The organism is Amycolatopsis sp. VS8301801F10, assembly GCF_046195355.1.
In the GTDB taxonomy this organism is placed as follows: domain Bacteria; phylum Actinomycetota; class Actinomycetes; order Mycobacteriales; family Pseudonocardiaceae; genus Amycolatopsis.
The window spans coordinates 1,673,716-1,695,419 of record NZ_CP176065.1 but is presented as its reverse complement, the minus strand read 5'-3'; the positions used below and the strand labels follow the sequence as shown (position 1 = coordinate 1,695,419).

At 68.3% G+C, this 21,704-nt stretch carries 21 protein-coding genes; 13 read left to right on the top strand and 8 right to left on the bottom strand.

Translation table 11 applies throughout. The features are described from left to right. Positions 1 to 95 precede the first annotated feature (95 nt). The gene (locus F9C11_RS08175; RefSeq protein ID WP_409184282.1) at positions 96 to 2,018 is read left to right on the top strand and encodes a UvrD-helicase domain-containing protein; all 1,923 of its coding nucleotides are present in this window, start codon (positions 96 to 98) and stop codon (positions 2,016 to 2,018) included. Here the strand turns inward: F9C11_RS08175 and F9C11_RS08170 are convergent. Then, positions 2,015 to 3,775 (bottom strand): hypothetical protein, encoded by a 1,761-nt coding sequence (locus tag F9C11_RS08170; protein WP_409184281.1) that lies wholly within the window; start codon positions 3,773 to 3,775, stop codon positions 2,015 to 2,017. The two genes, F9C11_RS08175 and F9C11_RS08170, sit on opposite strands and share 4 nt — an antisense overlap. A gap of 201 nt (positions 3,776 to 3,976) precedes the next feature. Between F9C11_RS08170 and F9C11_RS08165 the strand changes: the two genes are divergently transcribed. Next, complete coding sequence (locus F9C11_RS08165; protein WP_409184279.1) at positions 3,977 to 5,398, top strand: alpha-L-fucosidase; 1,422 nt, start codon at positions 3,977 to 3,979, stop codon at positions 5,396 to 5,398. Positions 5,399 to 5,416: 18 nt separating this feature from the next. On the opposite strand, the gene F9C11_RS08160 is transcribed toward F9C11_RS08165, so the two are convergent. The 4 genes from F9C11_RS08160 to F9C11_RS08145 form a co-directional block, all read right to left on the bottom strand. Further along, complete coding sequence (locus tag F9C11_RS08160) at positions 5,417 to 6,073, bottom strand: MBL fold metallo-hydrolase (RefSeq protein WP_409184278.1); 657 nt, start codon at positions 6,071 to 6,073, stop codon at positions 5,417 to 5,419. Next, positions 6,070 to 6,537, bottom strand: a complete 468-nt coding sequence (locus tag F9C11_RS08155; RefSeq protein ID WP_409184277.1) for a hypothetical protein — start codon at positions 6,535 to 6,537, stop codon at positions 6,070 to 6,072. The genes F9C11_RS08160 and F9C11_RS08155 overlap by 4 nt, the downstream gene beginning before the upstream one ends. Before the next feature lie 199 nt (positions 6,538 to 6,736). After that, positions 6,737 to 7,768 (bottom strand): class II fructose-bisphosphate aldolase, encoded by a 1,032-nt coding sequence (fbaA, locus tag F9C11_RS08150; RefSeq protein WP_409184276.1) that lies wholly within the window; start codon positions 7,766 to 7,768, stop codon positions 6,737 to 6,739. A gap of 104 nt (positions 7,769 to 7,872) precedes the next feature. After that, positions 7,873 to 8,694 (bottom strand): LLM class F420-dependent oxidoreductase, encoded by an 822-nt coding sequence (locus F9C11_RS08145; RefSeq protein ID WP_409184275.1) that lies wholly within the window; start codon positions 8,692 to 8,694, stop codon positions 7,873 to 7,875. A 62-nt stretch (positions 8,695 to 8,756) separates the two neighbouring features. Between F9C11_RS08145 and F9C11_RS08140 the strand changes: the two genes are divergently transcribed. The 3 genes from F9C11_RS08140 to F9C11_RS08130 all read left to right on the top strand — a co-directional run bounded on the left by F9C11_RS08140 (position 8,757) and on the right by F9C11_RS08130 (position 11,129). Continuing rightward, the gene (locus F9C11_RS08140; protein WP_409184274.1) at positions 8,757 to 9,671 is read left to right on the top strand and encodes an aldo/keto reductase; all 915 of its coding nucleotides are present in this window, start codon (positions 8,757 to 8,759) and stop codon (positions 9,669 to 9,671) included. Positions 9,672 to 9,753: 82 nt separating this feature from the next. Then, positions 9,754 to 10,647, top strand: a complete 894-nt coding sequence (locus F9C11_RS08135) for an SDR family oxidoreductase (protein WP_409184273.1) — start codon at positions 9,754 to 9,756, stop codon at positions 10,645 to 10,647. A gap of 8 nt (positions 10,648 to 10,655) precedes the next feature. Beyond that, complete coding sequence (locus tag F9C11_RS08130) at positions 10,656 to 11,129, top strand: pyridoxamine 5'-phosphate oxidase family protein (RefSeq protein ID WP_409184272.1); 474 nt, start codon at positions 10,656 to 10,658, stop codon at positions 11,127 to 11,129. On the opposite strand, the gene F9C11_RS08125 is transcribed toward F9C11_RS08130, so the two are convergent. Next, the gene (locus F9C11_RS08125; RefSeq protein ID WP_409184271.1) at positions 11,126 to 12,169 is read right to left on the bottom strand and encodes a zinc-binding dehydrogenase; all 1,044 of its coding nucleotides are present in this window, start codon (positions 12,167 to 12,169) and stop codon (positions 11,126 to 11,128) included. The genes F9C11_RS08130 and F9C11_RS08125 overlap by 4 nt on opposite strands. Before the next feature lie 68 nt (positions 12,170 to 12,237). Here F9C11_RS08125 and F9C11_RS08120 point away from each other — a divergent pair, with 68 nt between their 5' ends. From F9C11_RS08120 to F9C11_RS08105, 4 genes are all read left to right on the top strand, one after another. Beyond that, the gene (locus F9C11_RS08120) at positions 12,238 to 13,005 is read left to right on the top strand and encodes a helix-turn-helix transcriptional regulator (protein ID WP_409184270.1); all 768 of its coding nucleotides are present in this window, start codon (positions 12,238 to 12,240) and stop codon (positions 13,003 to 13,005) included. Positions 13,006 to 13,080: 75 nt separating this feature from the next. After that, a complete protein-coding gene (locus tag F9C11_RS08115) occupies positions 13,081 to 14,550 on the top strand; it encodes a flavin-containing monooxygenase (protein ID WP_409184269.1) in 1,470 nt (489 codons plus the stop codon). Beyond that, positions 14,547 to 15,407: a metal-dependent hydrolase gene (locus tag F9C11_RS08110; RefSeq protein ID WP_409184268.1), complete on the top strand. Its 861-nt coding sequence runs from the start codon at positions 14,547 to 14,549 to the stop codon at positions 15,405 to 15,407. The genes F9C11_RS08115 and F9C11_RS08110 overlap by 4 nt, the downstream gene beginning before the upstream one ends. Beyond that, positions 15,404 to 16,402 carry a PDR/VanB family oxidoreductase gene (locus tag F9C11_RS08105; RefSeq protein WP_409184267.1) on the top strand — a complete coding sequence of 333 codons (999 nt, stop codon included), beginning with the start codon at positions 15,404 to 15,406 and terminating at the stop codon, positions 16,400 to 16,402. Before F9C11_RS08110 ends, F9C11_RS08105 begins: the two co-directional genes overlap by 4 nt. 6 nt (positions 16,403 to 16,408) lie before the next feature. Here the strand turns inward: F9C11_RS08105 and F9C11_RS08100 are convergent, their stop codons facing one another. Next, positions 16,409 to 16,693, bottom strand: coding sequence for a YciI family protein (locus tag F9C11_RS08100; RefSeq protein ID WP_409184266.1), 285 nt, complete (start codon positions 16,691 to 16,693; stop codon positions 16,409 to 16,411). Between the two features lie 197 nt (positions 16,694 to 16,890). Between F9C11_RS08100 and F9C11_RS08095 the strand changes: the two genes are divergently transcribed. The 4 genes from F9C11_RS08095 to F9C11_RS08080 all read left to right on the top strand — a co-directional run bounded on the left by F9C11_RS08095 (position 16,891) and on the right by F9C11_RS08080 (position 20,209). Then, on the top strand, positions 16,891 to 17,466 hold the full coding sequence (locus F9C11_RS08095; protein WP_409184265.1) for a SigE family RNA polymerase sigma factor: 576 nt from the start codon (positions 16,891 to 16,893) through the stop codon (positions 17,464 to 17,466). Between the two features lie 52 nt (positions 17,467 to 17,518). Further along, entirely contained in the window at positions 17,519 to 18,709 is a 1,191-nt protein-coding gene (nagA, locus tag F9C11_RS08090) for an N-acetylglucosamine-6-phosphate deacetylase (protein WP_409184264.1), read from the top strand. Between the two features lie 32 nt (positions 18,710 to 18,741). Continuing rightward, positions 18,742 to 19,365, top strand: coding sequence for a hypothetical protein (locus F9C11_RS08085; RefSeq protein ID WP_409184263.1), 624 nt, complete (start codon positions 18,742 to 18,744; stop codon positions 19,363 to 19,365). A 139-nt stretch (positions 19,366 to 19,504) separates the two neighbouring features. Further along, a complete protein-coding gene (locus F9C11_RS08080) occupies positions 19,505 to 20,209 on the top strand; it encodes a DedA family protein (protein WP_409184262.1) in 705 nt (234 codons plus the stop codon). A gap of 61 nt (positions 20,210 to 20,270) precedes the next feature. Here the strand turns inward: F9C11_RS08080 and F9C11_RS08075 are convergent, their stop codons facing one another. After that, positions 20,271 to 21,665, bottom strand: coding sequence for an FAD-binding oxidoreductase (locus tag F9C11_RS08075; protein ID WP_409184261.1), 1,395 nt, complete (start codon positions 21,663 to 21,665; stop codon positions 20,271 to 20,273). Positions 21,666 to 21,704 lie beyond the last annotated feature (39 nt).

The following is a 21,704-nucleotide window of genomic DNA, read 5'->3' as shown; positions in this document are numbered from 1 at the left end:
GCTGCCATTCGAGTGATTCCCGGCCATGGCCTCCCCGCGTTGATTCCTTTCCGGAATACTGCGGATACCAGCAGTGACCTCGGGGAGGGGGTTCCGTGGCGCTCAGTTCGCATGCCCGGAAGCGACAGCTTGCCGCGAACCTGGTGGCGGAGCGGTATCCCAGGCTGGCGTCCTTGCCGCGCAACGTTTTTACCGAGCTGGTCGCTCGCACCGCCGAAGGCTGGCAGCTCGCGGTGCGCACCGGACCGGCACCGGCCGCGGACGCCTACCTGATCGGCCGAGTCGGGGTGTTCGCCATTGTTGTCGCTGATCCAGCGCCGGATGCCGCGACGATGCAGGCGGTGCTGCGGCAGGTCGACGAACAGTTCGCCGCGTTGTCGCTTCCGGGCGACCGGCGCGTCGCCGCGAGCGCGGTCACCCCGGTCGTGATCGGCGCTCCGGATTCCCCGGCCGGACCGCGCGACGCCGGGCCGTTCTGGGCGCTTCCCGCTTCCCGGCTCGATCGGCTTTTCCGGCGCGACGCAGTGCATCTGACCACGAAACAAGCAGCGCGGATCGCCGATCAGCTGCGGCCGCTGCTGGACGGGTACGACTGGCCGAGCATCGAGCTGCCCGCCGCGAAAGCGGAAACTTTTGAGCTGCTCTCCGCGGAAAGCGTCACCGAGAACGAGCTGACCGCGGCGGTGGAACGGCCGTTCGACACCTGGATGACGTTCCTGCACCCGGACCAGGCGGCGCTGGCGACCCGCAACTACGGCGGCCCGGCCCGGATCAGCGGCCCGGCAGGCACGGGGAAGACCGTGGTGGCGTTGCATCGGCTTCGGCACGCAGGACGACGGAGCACCGGCCCGTTGTTGTTCACCACGTTCGTGCGGAATTTGCCGCCAGCGAGCGAGACCGCCTTTCGCCGGCTTGCCCCGGAGATGGCGGATCGGGCGCAGTTCGTCAGCCTGCACTCGTGGGCGAATGCGTTCCTCGCCAGCAGGGGAATTCGGCTGAACATCTCGTTCGAAACCGCGTTCAATCGCGCCTGGAAGGCACACCGCGCCGAGCTTCAAGACGAGGTGCCGAACTACTGGGCGGACGAGGTGCACCGGGTGATCAAGGGCAGAGGCGTCAAGACCCTCGCCGAGTATCAGCGGGTGATCCGGCGCGGCCGGCGGCGACGCCTCGACGCCCGTCAGCGCGCGACGGTCTGGCAAGTCTATCTCGACTACCAGAAGAATCTCCAAGAGCGAAATGCGCACGACTTCGACGATCTGCTGACCCGAGCGCTGGAAGAGCTCGAGCAGCGACCGCTCGAAGAGCCCTACGCCGCCGTCGTCGTCGACGAAGTGCAGGACATGACGCTGACCGGCCTGCGGCTGCTTCTGGCGATCGCCGGAGACGGGCCGAACCAGCTGTTGCTCGTCGGTGACGGGCAGCAGCAGGTCTACCCAGGCGGCTGGCGGCTTTCCGACGCCGGAATTCCCATTCAGGGTCGCGGCGAGGTGCTCAAAGTCAACTACCGCAACCGGACCGGCATTCTGGATTTCGCCCGGCGGATCGTGGCGCTCAACGAGGTCGACGACCTCGACGGAGCGGCCGGGGTCGCACTGCGCGACGCGGCGGCAGTCAACGACGGCGGGATCGCGAAGTCTTGGGAAGGCACCGAATCCGAGCTTTCGGACGCATTGGCCGCCACTGTGCGAGACCTCGACATTCCGCACGGCGAGAGCGCGCTGATCACGTTCAGCAACAAGGATGCTGCCAAGTGCCGGAAGCTGCTGGACTCGGCTGGCGTCGCCACCCGGCCGATCGAACAGTACACCGGCGAGACCGGCGACCGGCTGTACGCGGGAACCGTGCACAAGGCGAAGGGGCTCGACTTCCGTGCGGTGCTGGTGGTGGACTTCGTGCCCGCCGCTTCGGAGGACCCCGCCACGGAGCAAGAAAAACGCGAGCTGCGGAACCGGCAGCGGCTCGTCGCCGCAACTCGCGCGCGGGACTTTCTCTGGTGGGCGACCGTTAAGTCCTAACTGGACAGAAGGCGGCGGTAATAGTCGGTGGCCGGCTTGAGGCCGTGGTCCGGGTCGGCGTTGTACAGCCCGTCTGGGCCTTTCGGGCCGAAGCTGTATGGCTGGTACAGCGTCGCGCAGGAGGGTTCGGTCTTGGCAAGTCGTTGCCAGCGTTGCCATTCCGCGTCGTAACGGGCGAGGTGGTAGCGCATCGCGGCTTTGTCGGATCCGCCGGCGTACCCGCGCAGCATTACTTCCCAGCCGTGGTGTACGACGCGGTGCCAGGATTGGCCGTAGCGCGCGGACACTCGCAGGTACGTCCGGTCGGCGTGGTCGCGCAGCGGGAGCGTGCCGGACAGCGCGACAATTTCGTCCCACATCCGGGCCGCCGCGGCTTTCTCCGCTAGCACGCCTTCGACGCGTCCGGCGGCGACGATCGCGGCGTAATCGCTGGTCAAATCCTTGTCGGAGCCGCCGAGGAACTGGTCGCGGGTCCACATCAGCCTGTTCATCGGGTGCACCACGCTGTAGTGTCCGCGCAGCACGGCGGCCGCGGAAAGCAACGCCAGCCGACGGAAGCGGCGGATTTGGTCGCCGCGCAAGCCGAGCCGCGTCGTCGCGTATTCGGTGAACGCGCCTTCCTCGCCGAGGCCAGTGTCGCGGGTCCAGCGGGCGATTACCCAGGTGTTGAGGTCGCACCACAATTCGTTCTGCAGATACGGCCCGCGCCAACCGCCGCCGCGGGACCAGGTCCAGATTCCGGCGATGATGGGGTTGCCGACCACTTCGGCAAGCCCGATCGGGCCAGTGCGCGGCTGCGTGCGGAATTCCTCGAAACCGTTTACTACGCCGTCGATCACGTAATTCGGGAACGCGCCCTTGCCCTCGTACTCGCGCTGGCATTCCACTTCGACGATCTGCCGGTGTTTGCCGACGCCGATGGTGCGGTTGAACGGAATGGTCCGCCAGAAGTCCTTCTCGGTGTGCTTGATCGAGAAGACCAGGTTTTCGTGCGTTTCGACCTGGTCGGTCACCTGCCGGTAGAAGGCGGGGTCGCTGGTCAGCTTGTCGCTGCCGGTGGACCAAGTGCGGTAGAAGACCCGTTTGCCTGCGCGTACGCACAGCTCGTCGCGCAGGATGCCGAGCAGGGTCAGGTGACTCGCGGCACCGTTGGTGATCGGGTTGTTTCCGGTGTGGAACGGCACGTTCTGCAGGTAAGTCTCACCGGTGCGTACGACAATTCCGTCCAGGCCGGGGAAACGCGCGCAGATCTCGCGCAGCATCAGCCGGTGGATTTCCTGGGTGAGCGGACGGTCGAGGCTGATTCTGCCTTTGCTGTCGAGTATTTGGTCGCCGTAGAGTTCGACCAGGCGTTTCGGCAGGACGATGAGGTCGGTGAAGAAATACGCCGCGATACCCGCCGCGTGCGCTCGCGCGAGGTGTGCGTCGATCTTCTTCGCGGTGGCTTCCACCCACGCACGACCCGGTGATCCAGCGGGGAAAACGCGTTCGTCGAACGTCTCGAAGGTGATCGCGGTCTGCGGCGGGGTGAACTCGTTGATCACCTGACCGTCGTAGCCGTAGCTTTTCAACGTCACGGGATCGTTGAAGCGGCTGGAAAACAGCGGTTCGCCGGGATTGTTCTGGACCATGTCGAGCAGGAACGGCAACCGCCGACCCGGCTTCGGGTCAGCGAACGCGGTCCCCGCCGTGGCGGCCAGTGCCGCGAGGGCGACCCCGCCGCGCAACGCCGTCCGCCGACTGGTTTCCCCACCCATGGCCGCCACCTTCAAGAGATCTGATGTATTCGCTCGACCATAAGAAAGCCATTCCGCGGAAGTCAATCGGCCAACCCGCGCGTTCATGCATGTGAACACCTGTCTTGACCAGACAGGATGCTTGCCAGCCGTTCGGCGACCTGGTACCCCTGAAAGGCCAAGACATCTGATGACCGCCGCCGCGACGGGAGTGGATGCGTCATGGACCAGGCAGGAATCAGCCGCCGAGGCGTGCTCGCCGCGGCGGGTGCCGCTGGACTGCTCGGACTCACCGCGACCCAGGCCCGAGCCACCCCCGTCGCCACGCCTTGGTACCCCTCCGCCAAATTCGGCATTTTCATTCACTGGGGCGCTTATTCAGCCGCGGCTTGGGGCGACGCCAAACACGCCGCGGAATGGTACCTGTACGCCATGAACGTCACGGATCCTGCGCGCGGAACCGGAACCCGTGACCACCACCTGAAAACCTATGGCGCGGATTTCGCCTACGACCAGTTCATCCCGCGCTTCACCGCCCGCCGCTACGACCCGCACTCCTGGGTGCGCCTGTTCGAGCAAGCCGGAGCCCGGTATTTCGTGCTGACTTCCAAGCACCACGACGGTTTCCAGCTGTTCCGCAACACCGCATCCGACCGCAATTCCGTCCGCCTCGGCCCCGGCCGCGACCTGGTCGGCGAACTCTTCTCGGCCGCCGAACACTCCCGCCTCAAACGCGGTCTCTACTACTCATTGGGCGAGTTCTACAGCCCCGCGCTCGGCACCGCGCCGAGAAACCCTTACACCGGCACGGAAATCCCCTACACCGGGTATCGCCCGGTCGCCGACTACGTGACCCAATACGAGCACGCGCACCTGAAAACCCTGATCGACCAGTACGATCCGGACCTCCTGTGGGCAGACGGCCAGGGCTACCACGACTTCGGCGGCGGCCCGATCTTCCGCCCGAAGACATGGAATTGGCGCAGCGACGAAATCCTGTCCTATTACTACCGGAACGCCGCCGACCGCCCCCGCCCGAAGAGCGTACTGGCAAACGACCGCTTCGAGGCCTCGCACGCGGATTTCGCGACCGTGGAAGGGGACAACAAGAAGTACGTCCTGCGCCCGGATCCGTGGGAAGCCTGCCTGAATATCGGAAAGTCCTGGGGCTACAACGAAAACGAGGATCCGGCGAAGATCAAATCCTCGGTGCAGTTGCTCCGGCTGCTCGCGGAAGTCGTCAGCAAGAACGGAAACCTGCTGCTGAACATCGGCCCGCGAGAGGACGGCACGATCGCGGACTGGATGAGTTCGCGGCTGCTGGACATGGGCCGCTGGCTGCGCATCAACGGCCGCGCGATCTACGGTGCGACCCCGTGGATTCGAGCGATGGACGGCGATCTTTGCTACACGCGGACGCGGGGCGCGTTCCACCTGATCCCGCTCCACTGGCCGGACGGCCGGCTTCTCGTGCCGGGTGATGTGCCCATCACCGGCCGGTCCCGAATCCGCTTGCGGGGCGGGCCTTCCCGGCCGCTGCCGTGGACACGGACGACAGAGGGAATCGTGCTCGACCTGCCTCGGCACCGGACGGATGGCTTCACCGAGGAATTCCCGGCAGTCCTTTCGGTGACGAATTGGTGAGCGGGCCGCACGACCCGCTCACCAGCCTCGTTCGCGCCACTCGGGAAGCTTCGGCCGTTCCGCCCCCAGCGTGGAATCCCCGCCGTGTCCGGGATAGAACCACGTCTCGTCCGGCAGCTCGCCGAAGAGCTTCTCCTCCACGTCCTTGAGCAACGACGCGAACCGAGCCGGGTCCTTCTCCGTGTTTCCGATCCCGCCCGGGAACAGCGAATCGCCGGTGAAGAGATGCGGAATGCCTTCCGGGTCCCGGTAAACGAGCGCGATGCTGCCCGGCGAATGACCGACGAGATTCCGAGCCGTCAATTCGACCTCGCCGACGCGGATGATGTCGCCATCGTCCACCGGAACGTCGATGCGGGCCTTGATCCCGTCGATGTCGTCGCGGCCCGCGTAGGTACGAGCGCCGGTCGCCTCGGCGACTTCCTCCAGGGCGATCCAGTGGTCCCAATGCTGGTGCGTCGTCACGATCGACGCGAGACCGCCGTCGCCGACCAGGGCGAGCAGCGTTTGCGGGTCGGCCGCCGCGTCGATCAGCAGTTGTTCTCCGGTGGCGCGGCAACGCAGCAGGTACGCGTTGTTGTCGATCGTCCCGACGGAGACTTTCGAGATGATCAGGCCGGTGGTCTCGCGCACGTCCGCGGGGCCGCCGGTGGTCACCACTCCGGTGTAGGTCATGGAGTTCCTCCCTCGTCCCGGTCCAGCCAACCGATGCGGCGAGGAGCCGTCAACCGGGGGGTCGGCGTCCCATTCGGCCAGACACAGGGCGAGGTGCTGGTAAGAAACAATCCACCCTGAGGATTCGCTTCAAGCGTCATGCGAAAACTGTCCGCGTTGTTCTCGACCCAGAGGTACTCGTTCGGAGGATTGTTGTCGAGCACGCGAAAGTTGTGGTTCTGCCACCAGGTGCGAAGAGCGGCGAAATACGCGGGAATCTTGTCCTTTGCCAACCCCTCGACTCGGTAAGTACGGCTGGCGAGAACCCTGTTCTTGGGGCCGTTGTCGCTTGGATCGGTGCAATCGCCTCGCTGCTCCGACGCGAACAACGAGTACCGAGCCTCGGCGGGCAGCGCTTCGCGTGCCTTCTTCGAGTACTCCTCAACCTTCTGGTTGGCCTGTTCCAGGGTGATCGTCGGTTCCATTCCGGCTCCGCCCGCACCGCACGCGGGCAAAGACCACGCCAGAACGGCGACTGCCGCCAGGCAGATCACGGAGGCGGGTCGCCAGCCGCTTGCCCGCGATCTCATCGAGCTTCTCCTTGCCCGGCCAATCCCTCTCACCTAAACAAAGCAGGAAGGCCGCCCCGATCACAGATCGAGACGGCCTCCCCAACAAACCCCGTCAGCCCAGCTTCTTGCCCGCCGAGCCCAGGGCCTGCGAAGCCTCCACCACCCGGGCCGCCATGCCCGCTTCGGCGGCCTTCAGGTAGCTGCGCGGGTCGTAGACCTTCTTGTTGCCGACCTCGCCGTCGATCTTCAGCACGCCGTCGTAGTTCTTGAAGAAGTGGTCCGCGATCGGGCGGGTGAACGCGTACTGAGTGTCGGTGTCCACGTTCATCTTCACCACGCCGTAGGACACCGCCTCGCGGATTTCCTCCGGGAGCGAGCCCGAGCCGCCGTGGAAGACCAGTTCGAAGGGCTTCGAGCCGGACGGCAGGCCGAGCTTCTCCGAGACCACTTCCTGGCCGCGCTTGAGCACGTCCGGGCGCAGCTGCACGTTGCCCGGCTTGTACACGCCGTGCACGTTGCCGAAGGTCGCGGCCAGCAGGTAGCGGCCCTTCTCGCCGGCGCCGAGCGCGTCGACGGTCTTCACGAAGTCGCCCTCGGCCGTGTACAGCTTCTCGTTGATGTCGTTCGCGACGCCGTCTTCCTCGCCGCCGACGACGCCGATTTCGACCTCGAGGATGATCTTCGCCGCCGCGGCCTTGGCGAGCAGTTCCTGCGCGATCTGCAGGTTCTCGTCCAGGTCGATCGCCGAACCGTCCCACATGTGGGACTGGAACAGGGGCAGGCCGCCGCCGCGGACGCGTTCGGCGGAGATCTCGATCAGCGGGCGGACGAAGCCGTCCAGCTTGTCCTTCGGGCAGTGGTCGGTGTGCAGCGCGACGTTGACGTCGTACTTCGCCGCCACCACCTGGGCGAACTCGGCCAGCGCGGTCGCGCCGGTGACCATGTCCTTCACCTTTTGCCCGGACGCGAACTCCGCGCCGCCGGTGGAGAACTGGATGATCCCGTCGCTCTCCGCCTCGGCGAACCCGCGGATCGCGGCGTTCACGGTTTCCGACGAGGTCACGTTGATGGCCGGGTAGGCGAATTCGTCCTTCTTCGCCCGGTCGAGCATCTCCGCGTACACCTCGGGGGTGGCGATGGGCATCGGTTCCTCCTCGAGACGACTGGCTTCTACAGCGGCATCGTACGAGGTGGACCGGCCGGGGCGACCGGTCCTACCTCACACGAGACGAAACCGACTGGAGCGATTCAGAGCAGCTCGGCCGCGATTGCCCGGTAGGCAGGGAACGGATCCTCGTCCAGCGACTGCACGCTGACGTGCCCGGCTCCCGCGTCGAGGTGCGCCTGCAGGCCGTTGGCCAGCGCTTTCGCGTCGCCGTGGACGGCCAGCGCGTCGATCAGGCGGTCGCTGCCCTTCCCGGCGACGTCCTCCTCGGAGAAGCCGTGCTTGCGCAGGTTGGCGGTGTAGTTCGACAGGCCGAGATAGAACTGCACCGTCTTGCGGCCGGTCTCGCGCGCCCGCTCCGGATCGGTGTCGAAGACGACCTTCTGCTCGGGCGCGAGCAGCGCCGCCGAGCCGAGGAGTTCCCGCGCGGACCGGGTGTGCTCGGGGGTGGTCAGGTACGGGTGCGCGGCCGCGGTGCGGTCGCGGGCGAGTTCGAGCACCTTCGGGCCGAGCGCGGCCAGCGCGCGCGACTCCTTCGGCACCCCCGCCGCGTCGAGCGCGTCGAGGTAGTCGACCAGCGCCGCGTACGGCTTCCGGTACTCCTGCGTGTGCTCGCGGTGGCCCGCGCCGACGCCGAGCAGGAACCGTCCCGGGTGTTTTCCCTCGATCCGGTGGAACGCGCGCGCGACGTCCTCGGCCGAGACAGCCCAGATGTTGACGATCCCGGTGGCGACCTTGATCCGTTCGGTCGCGTCCAGCACCTCGTCGACGATCGCCAGGTCGCCGCCGGGCGAACCGCCGAGCCAGATCGTGCCGTAGCCCAGTTTCTCCACCTCGGCCGCGAACGCGCCGTCCACCTGAGCCGACATCCGCCACACGCCTAGCTTGCCCAATTCGATAGCCATGTCCCGCCCAACGCGCGAGAACCCGGTTTTCCTCCCGCCCCGGCCGGATTAGGTTCGAAAGCATGACGAAGCTCGGCACTACGGAACTGGATATCCACGGCCTCAACCTCGGCTGCAACGTCTTCGGCCACACCGCGGACGAACCCACGTCATTCGCTGTTCTCGACGCGTACACCGCGGCCGGCGGCAACTTCCTCGACACCGCCAACACCTACGGCGGCGGAGGCGGTTCCGAGACGATCATCGGCAACTGGCTCGCCAAGCGCGGCCGCCGCGACGACATCGTCATCGCCACCAAGGTCGGCGCGGGGGAGCAGCGACCCGGCCTCGCCGCGAAGAACATCGCCGAGGCGGTCGAAGAATCGTTGCGCCGCCTGCGAACCGACCACATCGACCTGTACTACGCGCACAAGGACGATCTCGACACTCCGCTCGAAGAGACCCTCGGCGCGTTCGACCAGCTCGTCCGGGACGGCAAGGTCCGCTACATCGCGGCGTCCAACTACGAACCGGACCGGCTCTCCGCCGCACTGTCCATTTCGGACCAGAACGGCCTCGCCCGCTACGTCGCCCTGCAACCGCATTACAACCTGGTCGAACGGGATTACGAGCGCGAACTGGCCCCGCTCGTCGCCCGCGAGAACCTGGTCACGCTGCCGTATTTCGGGCTGGCCAAGGGATTCCTCACCGGCAAGTACCGTTCGAAGGACGAGCCGGGCGACTCGCCGCGTGCTCCGCGGGCGCTGGAATACCTCGACGCGCGGGGCGAACGCGTGCTCGCCGCGCTGGACGAGGTGGCCGCCGCGCACCAGGCCTCGGTGGCCAGTGTCGCGCTCGCTTGGCTCCGGCAGCAGCCGACCGTCGCCGCGCCGATCGCCAGCGCCCGCACCCCGGAACAGCTGGTCGATCTGCTCGCCTCGGTCGAGCTGAACCTGACCGACGCCGAACTCACCGCTTTGGGCGAAGCGTCGAACTGATACTTACCGAGGAGTAGCTTACTGCGGGTAGGTTGTTGTACGGTGCCCTCCGGACAGGCGAAAACCGGCTCAGGAGGGCACCGTGGCTCAGCAGAAGCAGGTCGACGGCAAGGTCGTGCTCATCACCGGAGCCGCTCGCGGGATCGGAGCCGGCCTGGCCGAGCGGCTCGCCGCGCGCGGAGCCAAGGTCGCGCTCGTCGGGCTGGAAGCCGACGAACAGGAAGCGGTCGCCAAGCGGATCGGGCCGAACGCGAAGTCCTGGGAAGCCGACGTGACCAGCTGGGACGACCTCGAGCGCGTCACCGCGGGCGTGGTCGAGCACTTCGGCGGCATCGACATCGTCATCGCCAACGCGGGCATCGCGACCGCCGGATTCGTGCGGTCGGTGGACCGCGCCGCGTTCGAGCGCGTGATCGAGGTCGACCTGCTCGGCGTGTGGCGCACGTTCCGCGTGACGATGCCGCACGTCATCGAACGACGCGGCTATCTGCTCGGCATCTCCTCGCTCGCCGCGATCACGCACGCGCCCGGCATGGCGAACTACGCCGCCGCGAAGGCGGGCGTCGAGGCGTTCTGCAACAGCCTCCGCGCGGAAGTCGCGCACCTCGGCGTGAGGGTCGGCGTCGCGCACCCGACCTGGATCCGCACCGACCTGGTCGAAAGCGCCGACGCGCACCCGGTGTTCGGCAAGCTGCGCGCCGGGATGCCGGGTCTGCTCGGCAAGACTTACCCGCTGGACGTCGCGCTCGACGACCTGGAGGCCGGGATTCTGCGCCGCGCCCGGACGATCCACGTGCCACGCTGGGTCGGCGGCCTGAAGCTGCTGCGTTCGTTCCTGCCGCCGATCGTCGAACTGGGCGCGCGGACGCGGGTGCCGGCGGCGGACCGGGCCGCGCTGAAGGACGTCGAGGAACGCGGCGCGTTCGAGTCGTCGGTCAACGGCCACGGCGGACGCGCGGCCACCAAACGCAGCTGAGGAGCGCCATGTCCCGTCGCGATCAGATCCGGATGACCCCGGACGAGGTGCAGGCCTACCTGGCCGGGCAGAAGGTCATCAACGTGGCCTCGATCGGCCCGAACGGCAGGCCGCACCTCGCCCCCCTCTGGTACTACCCGCACGAGGGCGGGGTCGCGACGTGGACCTATGGCACCTCGCAGAAGGCGAAAAACCTGCGCCGGCTGCCCGAGGCGACCGTGCTGATCGAAAGCGGCGAAACGTATGAGCAGCTGCGCGGGCTTTCCTTCGAGGCGGACGTCGAGTTCGTCGAGGACACCGAGCAGGTCACGGCCATGGGGATCGCGCTGATGATGCGCTACTCCGGGGCCGAACCGGGCGCGCCGGTGCCCGACGAACTGCGGACCTTCATCGAACGGCAGGCCCCGAAGCGGGTCGGGCTTATCCTGCGTCCGACGAAGATCGCGAGCTGGGACCACTCGAAACTCGGCGGCACTTACTAGGGCACCAGGGCCACGAAGCTCAGCCCCGAAGTGCGTTCCGCCAGGTCGAGGGCGGAGTCCGGGTCGGTCAAGCCCGTCTTCAGCAGCTCGACCGCGGAAAGGTCCAGCACGCCCGAGCGGACCAGGTTCCACACCGTCCGCACCGTTTCGTCGTCGCTCATCCACGAGCCGCGCAGGGTGAGCCTGCGGTGCATGAATTCGCCGTACGGGATGGTCAAGTCCTGGCGTACGCCGCCGACGAGCACCAGGGTGCCGCGCACTCGCAGGCTGTCGTAGGCGGCCATGGTCGCGTCCGCCGTCGGGGTGGCACCGAGAGCGTCGAGGGCGACGTCCACCGGGCCGATCGCCGCCGCGTCCGTCGCGCGATCGCCGGTCAGCTGGTGGGTACGCACCCGCGAATCGAGTTCGGCCAGCCGGTCCAGCGCCGCCTGGTTGCGGCCGACCGCGGTCACCGTCGCCGCGCCCTCGGCCAGCGCCAGCAGTACCGCGGCACCGCCCATCTGCCCGGTCGCGCCGAGCACCGCGACGTCGCGTCCGGCCAGCGGACCCGCGGTGTGCAAACCCGCGGCGGCAACGCAGAGCCACGGCAGAAACGCCAGCCGCGCCGGGTCCGGGTAATCCTCGGCCCCGGGCAGTTTGACCATCGTTTCCTTGGCGCACAATGCTTTCTCGGCGAAGGCACCGTTACGCCACACCTCCCGCATGCGATCCGTGCGCTCGTTGCCGCCGGAAGCGCCGAGGCCGACCCAGCCGACCAGGATCTCGTCGCCGTCGCCCGCGTTGAGCAGCGCCGTGTCCAGCACGAGGTCGCCGGGCGCGACATGGAAGACGTCCGGCGCGACGGCGGTCACGCGGCCAATGCACGAGGGGCCGAGAATCAGCGGAAGCGGAAGGCCGCCACGCCCGCCCGTCACCACCGCCTTCGTATAAGCCGGGAGGTGCGAGGCGAGCACCTCCACGATTACGCCGCCGCCCCGCAGCGCGGGTTCGGGCACTTCCGAGAGGCGCAGGCCTTCTGCGTCAACAGTCCAAGCTCGCATACGACCAGCCTGGTGCGCCGTTAAGCTGGTATCCAGAATCGCGTTATTCTGGTACTGGAGGTTCTAGGGTGAGCGTCGAACTGGGCACCTTCCTGCGCAGCCGCCGTGAGCGAATCTCCCCGGCCGACGCCGGCCTGCCGGTCACCGGACGCCGCCGCACGCCCGGATTGCGCCGCGAAGAGCTGGCCTTGCTGGCCGGAATCAGCGCCACCTGGCTCACCTACCTCGAGCAGGGCCGCGACGTCCGCCCGTCCGACCAGGTGCTCGACGCGCTGGCCCGGGCGCTGCGGCTGACCAGCGCCGAACAGGAGCACCTGCGCCGGCTCGCCGACGGCGGCGCGACGCCCGAGGACGCGCCCGAAGAGGCCGCACCCGAGGTCGCGGGAGTCCCGGCGATGCTGGGCGACAACCCCGCGTACGTCACCGGAATCTGTTACGACCTGCTCGCGTACAACGACGCCGCCGCGGAGCTGTTCCAGAACATCGAACCGGGCGCGAACGTCGTCCGCTGGATGTTCACCGAGCCCGCGGCCCGCGAGATCCTCGTCGACTGGGAGCAGGAGGCGCGCAACATCCTGGCCCGGCTGCGCGCGATCGCCGGACGGCATCCCGACCACCCCCGCGTGACCCGGCTCGTGACCGAGTTGACCGAGGCGAGCCCGGAGGTGCGCCGGTGGTGGCCGCACTACGAAATCCAATTCAGCCACGCAGGTCAGAAGCGCTTTCGGCACCCCCGGCTCGGCGTGGTCACCGCGACGCACGCCGCGTTCCACGTGGCCGAGCGTCCGGAGCAGACGCTGGTGGTCTACCGGCTGCCGAGCGGTACTGACGAGTAGGAAGTACTTTCGAGTAACTGTTACCTGAGGTAACATCAACGCTGCCAGACCCCCAGCGCAGCGGAGGCCGACAAGATGACCGAGCGGTTCAAGGTCGTGATCGTGGGCACCGGGTTTTCCGGGCTCGGCCAGGCGATCCAGCTCGAAAAAGCGGGCATCCGGGACTACGTGATCCTGGAGAAGGCCGACGAGGTCGGCGGCACCTGGCGGGACAACTCGTACCCGGGCTGCGCGTGCGACGTGCAGTCGCACATGTACTCGTTCTCCTACGCGCAGAACCCGGACTGGAGCCGGTCGTTCTCGCCGCAGCCGGAGATCTTCGACTACCTCAAGGGCGTCGCCGACAAGTACCGGCTGCGGGAGAAGATCCGGTTCGGCACCGAGATCACCGGCGCGCACTGGGACGAGGGCGAACGCCGCTGGACGGTGGAAACCAAGGGCGGCACGGAGTTCTCCGCGCAGTTCCTCGTCGCCGGCGTCGGCGGACTGCACATCCCGCAGATCCCGAAACTGCCCGGGATCTCCAAGTTCAAGGGCCAGACCTGGCATTCGGCGCAGTGGAACCACGAGTTCGACCTCAAGGGCAAGCGGGTCGCGGTGATCGGCACCGGCGCGAGCGCGGTGCAGTTCGTGCCGAAGATCGCGCCCGAGGTCGGCGAACTGACGCTGTTCCAGCGCACGCCGCCGTGGATCATGCCGAAGCCGGACCACGCGATGCCGGGCTGGGCCCGGCAACTCTTCAAGCGCGTCCCGGGCACCCAGCGGCTGTACCGCAACGCGTTGTACTGGATGCTCGAATCCCGCGCGATCGGGTTCAACGGACATCCGAAACTCATGCAGGCCGCCGAAATCCTCGCGCGCAGGCACATCGCGAAGGGCATCAAAGACCCCGCGCTGCGCCGGAAAGTCACGCCCGACTACACGATGGGCTGCAAACGCGTCCTGCTGTCGAATGACTATTTCCCCGCGCTGGACCGGCCGAACGTCGACGTCGTCACCGACGGGGTCGCCGAGGTCCGCGCGCACAGCATCGTCGACACCGCCGGGGTCGAGCACGAGGTCGACGCGATCATCTACGGCACCGGCTTCAAGGTGACCGACGCGCTGGAGTACCTCGACATCACCGGCGTCGGCGGCCGCGATCTCGCGAAAACCTGGGCCACCGAAGGGATCCAGACGCACAAGGGGATCACCGTTTCCGGGTTCCCGAACCTGTTCTTCCTGCTCGGCCCGAACACCGCGCTCGGCCACAATTCCGTGGTGTTCATGATCGAATCGCAGTCCCGCTACGTGGTCGACGCGATCCGGCTGGCCGATTCCCGCGGCGCGGCGGCACTGGACGTGCGGCCGTCGGTGCAGGACGAATTCCAGCGGCAGATCCAGGAAAAGCTCGTCAAGGGCGTGTGGACCCAGGGCGGCTGCAAGAGCTGGTACCTCGACGCGAAGGGCGTCAACCGGACGATCTGGCCTGGCTTCACGTGGCGGTACTGGCTGGAGACGCGGCGCGTCGAGCCGAGCGACTACGAGCTGAGCGGCCGGTCATGAGTGCCGACCACGAACAGATCGTGCTCCACGCGCGCGACGTGGAGTTCGACTGGTCGAAGCTGCCGATGCACTGGATTCCCGGGCAGCCGCAGGCCACGCACAGCATCAACGTGCTGCACCTGGCGCTGCCCGAGGGCGAACGCTGGTTCGTCGAGGTGTTCAAGCAGGCCGTCCCGCTGATCCGCGACGAGCGGCTCAAGGAGGACGTGCTCGGGTTCATCGGCCAGGAGGCGATGCACGCGCAGGCGCACGACGGCGCGGCCGAACACCTGGAGTCCGCCGGGATTTCGGTGCGGCCGTACATCGCGCAGATGGAGTGGATGTTCCGGCGGCTGCTCGGCGACCGGCCCGGAGCGAGCCGGGAATGGCTGATCGAACGGCTCGCGCTGATCGCCGCGATCGAGCACTACACGGCGTTTCTCGGCCAGTGGATTCTCGACGCGAAGGAACTCGACGCGGCCGGTGCCGACGAGACGATGCTGGATCTCCTTCGCTGGCACGGCGCGGAGGAAGTCGAGCACCGATCGGTCGCCTACGACCTGTTCTGCCACCTCGACGGACGTTACGGCCGGCGAGTGCGCTCGATGCTCGTGGTGACGCCGGTGCTGGCGTGGTTTTTCCTGCGAGGCACGCGATTCCTGATGAAGAACGACCCGACGCGGCCTGGCCGCACCAGCTGGCGGGCCTACCGGCGCGCCGCTCGCCAGGGGCTGCTGCCCGGACCGCGCGAGCTGCTGCGCGAAATCCGGCCGTACTTCCGGAAGTCCTATCACCCCACCGAAACCGGCGACACCGACCAGGCGGTGGCGTACCTGGCGAGTTCACCCGCGGCCCAGGCCGCCGACGCACCGCGATGACCGCGCCGCAGTTCCCGCCCCGGCTCGACGGCAGCGGCAGGCGCGACCGGCTGATGTCCACTTTGGTCGCGGTCGGCGCGGCTTATCGAAGGCTGGCCGAGGTTTCCGGCCGACGACGTCCTCCGGTGCGGGAGGTCGACCGTCGCCTTCCGCTGGTCGTCGACGCCGTGCGCTCCGAGGCTGACGGCGTCGTGAGTCTTAAGCTCGTGCGTCCGGACGGAAATCCGCTCCCTGCTTGGCGTCCCGGCGCGCATCTCGACTTGCTGCTGCCTTCCGGAATGGTGCGGCAATACTCGCTGTGCGGTTCGCCAGCCGACCTTTCGCACTACCGGATTGCCGTGCGGCGCATCGGTTCCGCGTCCGCTGAAGTGCACTCGCTCACCGCCGGAACCCGCGTGACAGTACGCGGACCGCGCAACGCTTTCCCGTTCGTCACCGCGCCCGCGTACCACTTCGTCGCGGGCGGCATCGGGATCACGCCGATCCTGCCGATGGTCCTTCGCGCGGAGGCGAACGGCGCGGATTGGCGGCTGGTCTACACCGGACGGTCTCGGGAGTCGATGCCGTTTCTCGACGAACTCCCCGCCGAGCGGGTGCGGATCCGGCCGGACACGGAGTTCGGCATTCCGGCGTCCGGCGCGGAATTGCTGGAGGAAATGCCCGCCGGCGCCTCGGTGTACTGCTGCGGCCCGGTGCCGATGATCACCGGCGTCCGCGTCGACCTCGCCCGCACGAGCGCCGCCGCGGTCTACTTTGAACGGTTCTCGCCGCCGCCCATCGTGGACGGCGAACCGTTCCAGGTGGTCCTGCGCCGCAGCGGACTCACCCTCGACGTGCCCGCCGACCGCTCCACGCTCGACGTGGTACGCGAGGCGCTGCCGGACGTGCCGTACTCGTGCCGGCAGGGCTTCTGCGGCACCTGCGAGGTGGCGGCCGAAGACGGCGGGCGAGTGCGGATCTGCGTCGACCGCGGGCCCGCCGTCCTGGAGCTTTAGTCCTGCTTAGCCCTGCGGCGGAACCCAGTCGCCGAGCACCGGCTTGAACTCGCGCACGGTGCGCTCGGCCACGACGCCTTCCAACGCGTACGGGTCGTTGTCGATCAGCTCGGCCAGCGCCGCCTCGTCCTCGGCCTGCCACAGCACCAGCCCGCCGGAGTTGTCCGCGAGCGGACCGGCCACCGCGACGCGGCCCGCCGCCACGTGCTCTTTGAGGTACTCCCGGTGCCGCGGCCGGACGTCGGCCAGCTTCTCCTGGACATAGCGGATTTCGACGAGATACCAGGCCATGCGCTTACTCCCGGGGTGAGCACGACAGTGACGCCGCAGACGCTACCGGTGACCGCCGGGCGGACGCACCATGCGAGCGGTGGCAGCGGGAGGCCAACCCGATAGGCTAGGCACGGGCGGAACCTGTGTGCACGCTGTGCCTATCGCGCACGCGTTTGGGCCTGGTGAGCGGACATGTCGAGGACAGGCGGGGATACATGCTGGAGGGGAACGCGGAACGCAGCGTCGAGGCGACCCTCGGCCACCTGCGGACCATGGACGGACCGGTCCCGGCGCAGCCGCCGGCCGCCCCGTTGACCCTGGAAGACCTCTACCGGCAGCACCGGATGCGGCTCGTGCGGCTGGCCATCCTGCTGGTCGACGAGCCGGCCACGGCCGAGGACGTCGTGCAGGAGGCGTTCACCGGACTGCACCGCAACTGGGGCAGGCTGCGCGACGCCGCGGCGGCGGTCGGCTACCTGCGCACCGCGGTGGTCAACGGCTCGCGCAGCGTGCTGCGGCGGCGCAAGACCGCCCGCGAGTACGTGCCCCCGCACGCGGTGAACGCCCGGTCCGCGGAAAGCCTCGCGATGCTCTCCAGCGAGCACCAGGCCGTGGTCAACGCCCTGTCGAAGCTTCCGCCGCGCCAGCGCGAGGTGCTCGTGCTGCGCTACTACGGCGGGCTGAGCGAAGCGGAGATTTCGGAAGCCGCGGGCATTTCGAAGGGCACCGTGAAGTCAACCGCCAGCCGGGCGCTGGAGGCGCTGCAGAAGGCAATGCAGCCGCCTCAGTGACCTGGGCGGACCAATCTCGCGCTGGTCGGCCCTCCTTGGTCCAGACCAATATATGCTGGACCGCGTGAAGCACCCCGGAGACTTCGTCATCACGGGCGGCCGCGTCGTGGCCCCGGACCGCGTACTCGACGACGGCTGGCTCGCCGTGTCCGGCGGACAGATCGCCGCGGTAGGCACCGGAACGCCCCCGAGCAGCCCGGACACCGCGACGGTGGACGTCGCCGGGGCGCTGGTCGTGCCCGGTTTCGTGGACACCCATTGCCACGGCGGCGGCGGCGCGTCGTTCTCGACGCTCGACCCGGACGAGATCCGCACCGCGGTCCGCGCGCACCGCAGGCACGGCACCACGACCATGCTGGCGAGCCTGGTCTCCGACCCGATCGACCTGCTCACCGAGCAGATCGCCGCGCTGCGCGAACTCGTGCAGGAGGGCGACCTCGCGGGCATCCACCTGGAGGGCCCGTTCATCTCGCGCGCCCGCTGCGGCGCGCACGATCCGGACACTCTGCGTGAACCGGACACCGGCACCGTCGAGAAGCTGCTGCGCGCCGGGCACGGCTCCATCCGGATGGTGACGCTCGCACCGGAGCTGAACGGCGGCGTCAAGGCGGTCCGGCAACTCGCCGAATCGGGCGTGATCGCCGCGATCGGCCACACCGACGGGGTCGCTGACCAGCTGGTTCCGGCCATCGACGCCGGGGCGACGGTCGCCACCCACCTGTTCAACGGCATGCGCCCGCTGCACCACCGCGAACCGGGCCCGGTCGGCGTGCTGCTCGACGACGAGCGCGTGACGGTCGAGCTGATCTGCGACCTGGTCCACCTGCACCCGACGGTCGTGCGGCTGGCCGCGCAGCACGCGGGCCGCGGCCGGACGGTGCTGATCACCGACGCCATGTCGGCCACCGACGCCGCCGACGGCCGCTACACCCTGGGCCGGCTGGAGGTCGACGTCCACGACGGCGTCGCCACCCTGGACAACGGTTCGCTGGCCGGAAGCACGTTGACCATGGACAACGCCTTCCGCAACCTGGTGAAGGGTGCGAAACTCGACGTACTGGACGCCGTCCGGGCGACGTCGGCGCGCCCCGCCGAACTGCTCGGGATCGCCGACCGCACCGGCGCGCTGCGTCCCGGCCTGGCCGCGGACGCCGTGATCCTGGACGACGACCTGCGCCCGACCCGGGTCCTGCACCGGGGCGAATGGGTGGCCGAGGCGGGCCGGGCTACCTTGAGTACGTGACGAGCTAGCACTTCGACAGGCGGACGGAGCGGATGAGCGAGCCGAAAGACCCGGAACGGTTACTGGCCGACGCGCTGCGTGCCCAAGCCGTCTTCGCTCCGCACGTCGCGGCGAACCCGGTCGACGAGCAGGCCGCTCCCGAAGCCGGTTCCGGCGCGCAGGGCTCGGTCCAGCCGGGCGCTTCCGGGACGGGCTCGTTCAGCACGGCTGGCGGGCCTGGCATGTCGGGGACCGGTTCGGCTTCGTTCAGCACGGCTGGGGGGCCTGGCGTATCCGGGACCGGTTCGGCTTCGTTCAGCACGGCTGCCGGGCCCGGCACGTCCGGGAGCGGTTCGTCCGGCTCGGCTTCGTTCAGCGCCGAAGCAGGCACGCCAGCGCAAACCGGCCCGACCACCGAACTGCCGCCCAACTACGGCCTGTTGTCCGGCGCGGGAGCCGATTCGCTAGCCCGCGAACGCGCCGCCCTCGACGCGGCCGCCCCCACCTCGCCCGGCGCCACCGGCTCGATCCCGCCGGCCGGGTCCGGCGACGCGACCGTCCGCCGCCCCGCCCAGACGGCGCAGAACGGCCCGCTGCCCGCGCACTGGGTCCTGCTGCTGGCGGTGCTGCTCGGCCTCGCCGCCGGGTCCGTCATCGGCCTGCTGACGCTGATCTGAGCCCGCCGCCGGCGTTTTGCCCGTACGGCCACCCCGGCAAGGCACTCCCGGGCCGAGTTCTTAACCCCGATCCCACACCGATGACCTGCGATTCCTTGCCCGATGAGGTCGCACTGAGTCACCCTGTACCGTTTTCGGTGTGATTCTCGCCCAGAACACAGTGACCACCATGTCCCTGCTGCCGTCGTGGCTGGACCCGCAGCATCTGCTGAACGGGCTGACGGTCCCCGTGATCGCCGTGCTGTGCTTGATCATCTTCGTCGAGAGCAGCATCTTCCCGGTCCTTCCCGGCGACTCGCTGCTCTTCACCGCGGGCCTGTTCATCGCGAACGGCACGCTGAAGGCCCCGCTGTGGCTGGTGTGCGTGCTGGTCACGATCGCCGCGCTGGTGGGCAACGTCGCCGGGTACTACCTCGGCTACTTCGTCGGGCCGAAGCTGTTCAGCAGGCCGGATTCGAAGTTCTTCAAGCAGGAGTACGTCGACAAGACGCACTCGTTCCTGGAGAAGCACGGCCCGAAGGCCGTCGTGCTGGCCCGGTTCGTGCCGTTCGTGCGGACGTTCATCACCTGGATCGCCGGGATCGGCCGGATGGACCCGAAGCGCTACTTCACCTACACGGTCATCGGCGGCATCCTCTGGGCCGCGGGCATCACCGTACTGGGGTCGCTGCTGGGCAACATCGGCTTCATCCGGGACAACGTCGACGCGATCTTCGTCCTCATCGTGCTGGTGTCGGTGGTGCCGATCGCCCTCGAGTACCTGAAGAGCCGCCGCGAGAAGAAGGCCCGGCCTGCCGACAATTCGGCCGACGTCACGCAGCAGATCCCGCGCGTGCGCGACTGATTTTCTTAGCTGACCGAAGCGGCGTCCGGACTTTCCGGACGCCGCTTCGTCGTTGCTGGCGTCAGTCGGTCATCGAGAACATCGAGCCGGGGTTGAAGAGGTTTTCCGGGTCGAGGGCCTGTTTGATCTGCCGGTGCACGCGAATCCCGACCGGGCCGATCTCGCGGGCGAGCCATTCGCGCTTGATCTTGCCGACGCCGTGCTCGCCGGTCACCGTGCCGCCGAGCGACAGGCCGACGTCGAGGATCTCGTCGAACGCCTGCCGGGCGCGTGCGAACTCGTCCTCGGAATCGGGGGAGTACACGATGGTCGGGTGCATGTTCCCGTCCCCGGCGTGGCCGACGACGGCGATCTTGAGCCCGACTTTCTCGCTGATCCGTTCGCAGCCGCGGATCAGTTCGGCGATCCGGGTGCGGGGCACGCTGACGTCGTCGGTGAGCCACACGCCGTAGGTCTCCAGCGCGGTCAGCACGACGCGGCGGGCCTGCAGCAGCATCTTGCCCTCTTCGAGGTCGTCGGTGGCGTAGACGAGGTCCGCGCCGCAGTCGGTGCAGATCTTCTCGAGCAGCGCCAGTTCGCGCTTCGCCGCCTCGCCGCCGGCGTCGGACTGGCCGAGCAGCAGCGCCTGGCAGTCCGAGCCCGCGCCGAGGTCGGTGTTGAGGTAGGTCTCGGACGCCTTGATCGACGCCGCGTCCATGATCTCCAGCAGCGACGGCACCAGCCCCTCGCGCACCGCCCGCGCGACCGCTTCGCCGGCCGCTTCGGTGGTGTTGAATCCGGCCACGAAAGTGGCCGGGGCCTGCGGAAGCGGCCGCAGCGAGACGGTCGCCTGGGTGATCACGCCGAGCGTGCCCTCGCTGCCGACGAACAGCTTGGTGAGGTCGTAGCCCGCGACGCCCTTGACCGTGCGGCGGCCGGTTTTCAGCAGCGATCCGTCCGCGAGCACGACTTCGAGGCCGAGCACCGAATCGGTGGTCACGCCGTATTTCACGCAGCAGAGACCGCCGGCGTTGGTGGAGAGGTTGCCGCCGATGGTGCACCAGTCGTAGCTGGACGGGTCGGGCGGATAGAACAGGCCGTGCTTCTCGACCGCGGACCGGAAGTCGAGGTTGACGACGCCCGGCTGCACGACGGCGAGCCGGTTGCCCGCGTCGACCTCCACGATCTCGTTCAGTTTGGTCAGCGAAAGCACGACACAGCCGTCGATCGCGTTGGCCGCGCCGGAAAGCCCGCTGCCCGCCCCGCGCGGCACGATGGGGACTCTCGCTTCGGCACAAGCACGGACAGTCGCCTGTACTCCCGCGGTGTCCGCCGGAAGCACTACCGCCAACGGTTTTCCCGAGGGAGCGAGCGGCATCATGTCGCGCGCGTAGGCGTCGGTGACGTCAGCGTCGGTGAGCACCGCGGCCGGGCCGAGGTCGTCCCGAAGCCGCTGGAGGAGGGCGTCGTTGCTCATCTCCGCATGGTAAACCGGGATCTCCGCAGTGCGGAATAT

Coding starts and splice junctions, on each gene's coding strand:
- F9C11_RS08155 (WP_409184277.1), bottom strand. CDS start 6,537: ATGGAACCGACGATCACCCTGGAACAGGCCAACCAGAAGGTTGAGGAG.
- nagA (WP_409184264.1), top strand. CDS start 17,519: ATGCTGGACCGCGTGAAGCACCCCGGAGACTTCGTCATCACGGGCGGC.
- F9C11_RS08130 (WP_409184272.1), top strand. CDS start 10,656: ATGTCCCGTCGCGATCAGATCCGGATGACCCCGGACGAGGTGCAGGCC.
- F9C11_RS08075 (WP_409184261.1), bottom strand. CDS start 21,665: ATGAGCAACGACGCCCTCCTCCAGCGGCTTCGGGACGACCTCGGCCCG.
- F9C11_RS08170 (WP_409184281.1), bottom strand. CDS start 3,775: ATGGGTGGGGAAACCAGTCGGCGGACGGCGTTGCGCGGCGGGGTCGCC.
- F9C11_RS08145 (WP_409184275.1), bottom strand. CDS start 8,694: ATGGCTATCGAATTGGGCAAGCTAGGCGTGTGGCGGATGTCGGCTCAG.
- F9C11_RS08165 (WP_409184279.1), top strand. CDS start 3,977: ATGGACCAGGCAGGAATCAGCCGCCGAGGCGTGCTCGCCGCGGCGGGT.
- F9C11_RS08085 (WP_409184263.1), top strand. CDS start 18,742: ATGAGCGAGCCGAAAGACCCGGAACGGTTACTGGCCGACGCGCTGCGT.
- F9C11_RS08140 (WP_409184274.1), top strand. CDS start 8,757: ATGACGAAGCTCGGCACTACGGAACTGGATATCCACGGCCTCAACCTC.
- F9C11_RS08105 (WP_409184267.1), top strand. CDS start 15,404: ATGACCGCGCCGCAGTTCCCGCCCCGGCTCGACGGCAGCGGCAGGCGC.
- F9C11_RS08110 (WP_409184268.1), top strand. CDS start 14,547: ATGAGTGCCGACCACGAACAGATCGTGCTCCACGCGCGCGACGTGGAG.
- F9C11_RS08160 (WP_409184278.1), bottom strand. CDS start 6,073: ATGACCTACACCGGAGTGGTGACCACCGGCGGCCCCGCGGACGTGCGC.
- fbaA (WP_409184276.1), bottom strand. CDS start 7,768: ATGCCCATCGCCACCCCCGAGGTGTACGCGGAGATGCTCGACCGGGCG.
- F9C11_RS08125 (WP_409184271.1), bottom strand. CDS start 12,169: ATGCGAGCTTGGACTGTTGACGCAGAAGGCCTGCGCCTCTCGGAAGTG.
- F9C11_RS08100 (WP_409184266.1), bottom strand. CDS start 16,693: ATGGCCTGGTATCTCGTCGAAATCCGCTATGTCCAGGAGAAGCTGGCC.
- F9C11_RS08115 (WP_409184269.1), top strand. CDS start 13,081: ATGACCGAGCGGTTCAAGGTCGTGATCGTGGGCACCGGGTTTTCCGGG.
- F9C11_RS08095 (WP_409184265.1), top strand. CDS start 16,891: ATGCTGGAGGGGAACGCGGAACGCAGCGTCGAGGCGACCCTCGGCCAC.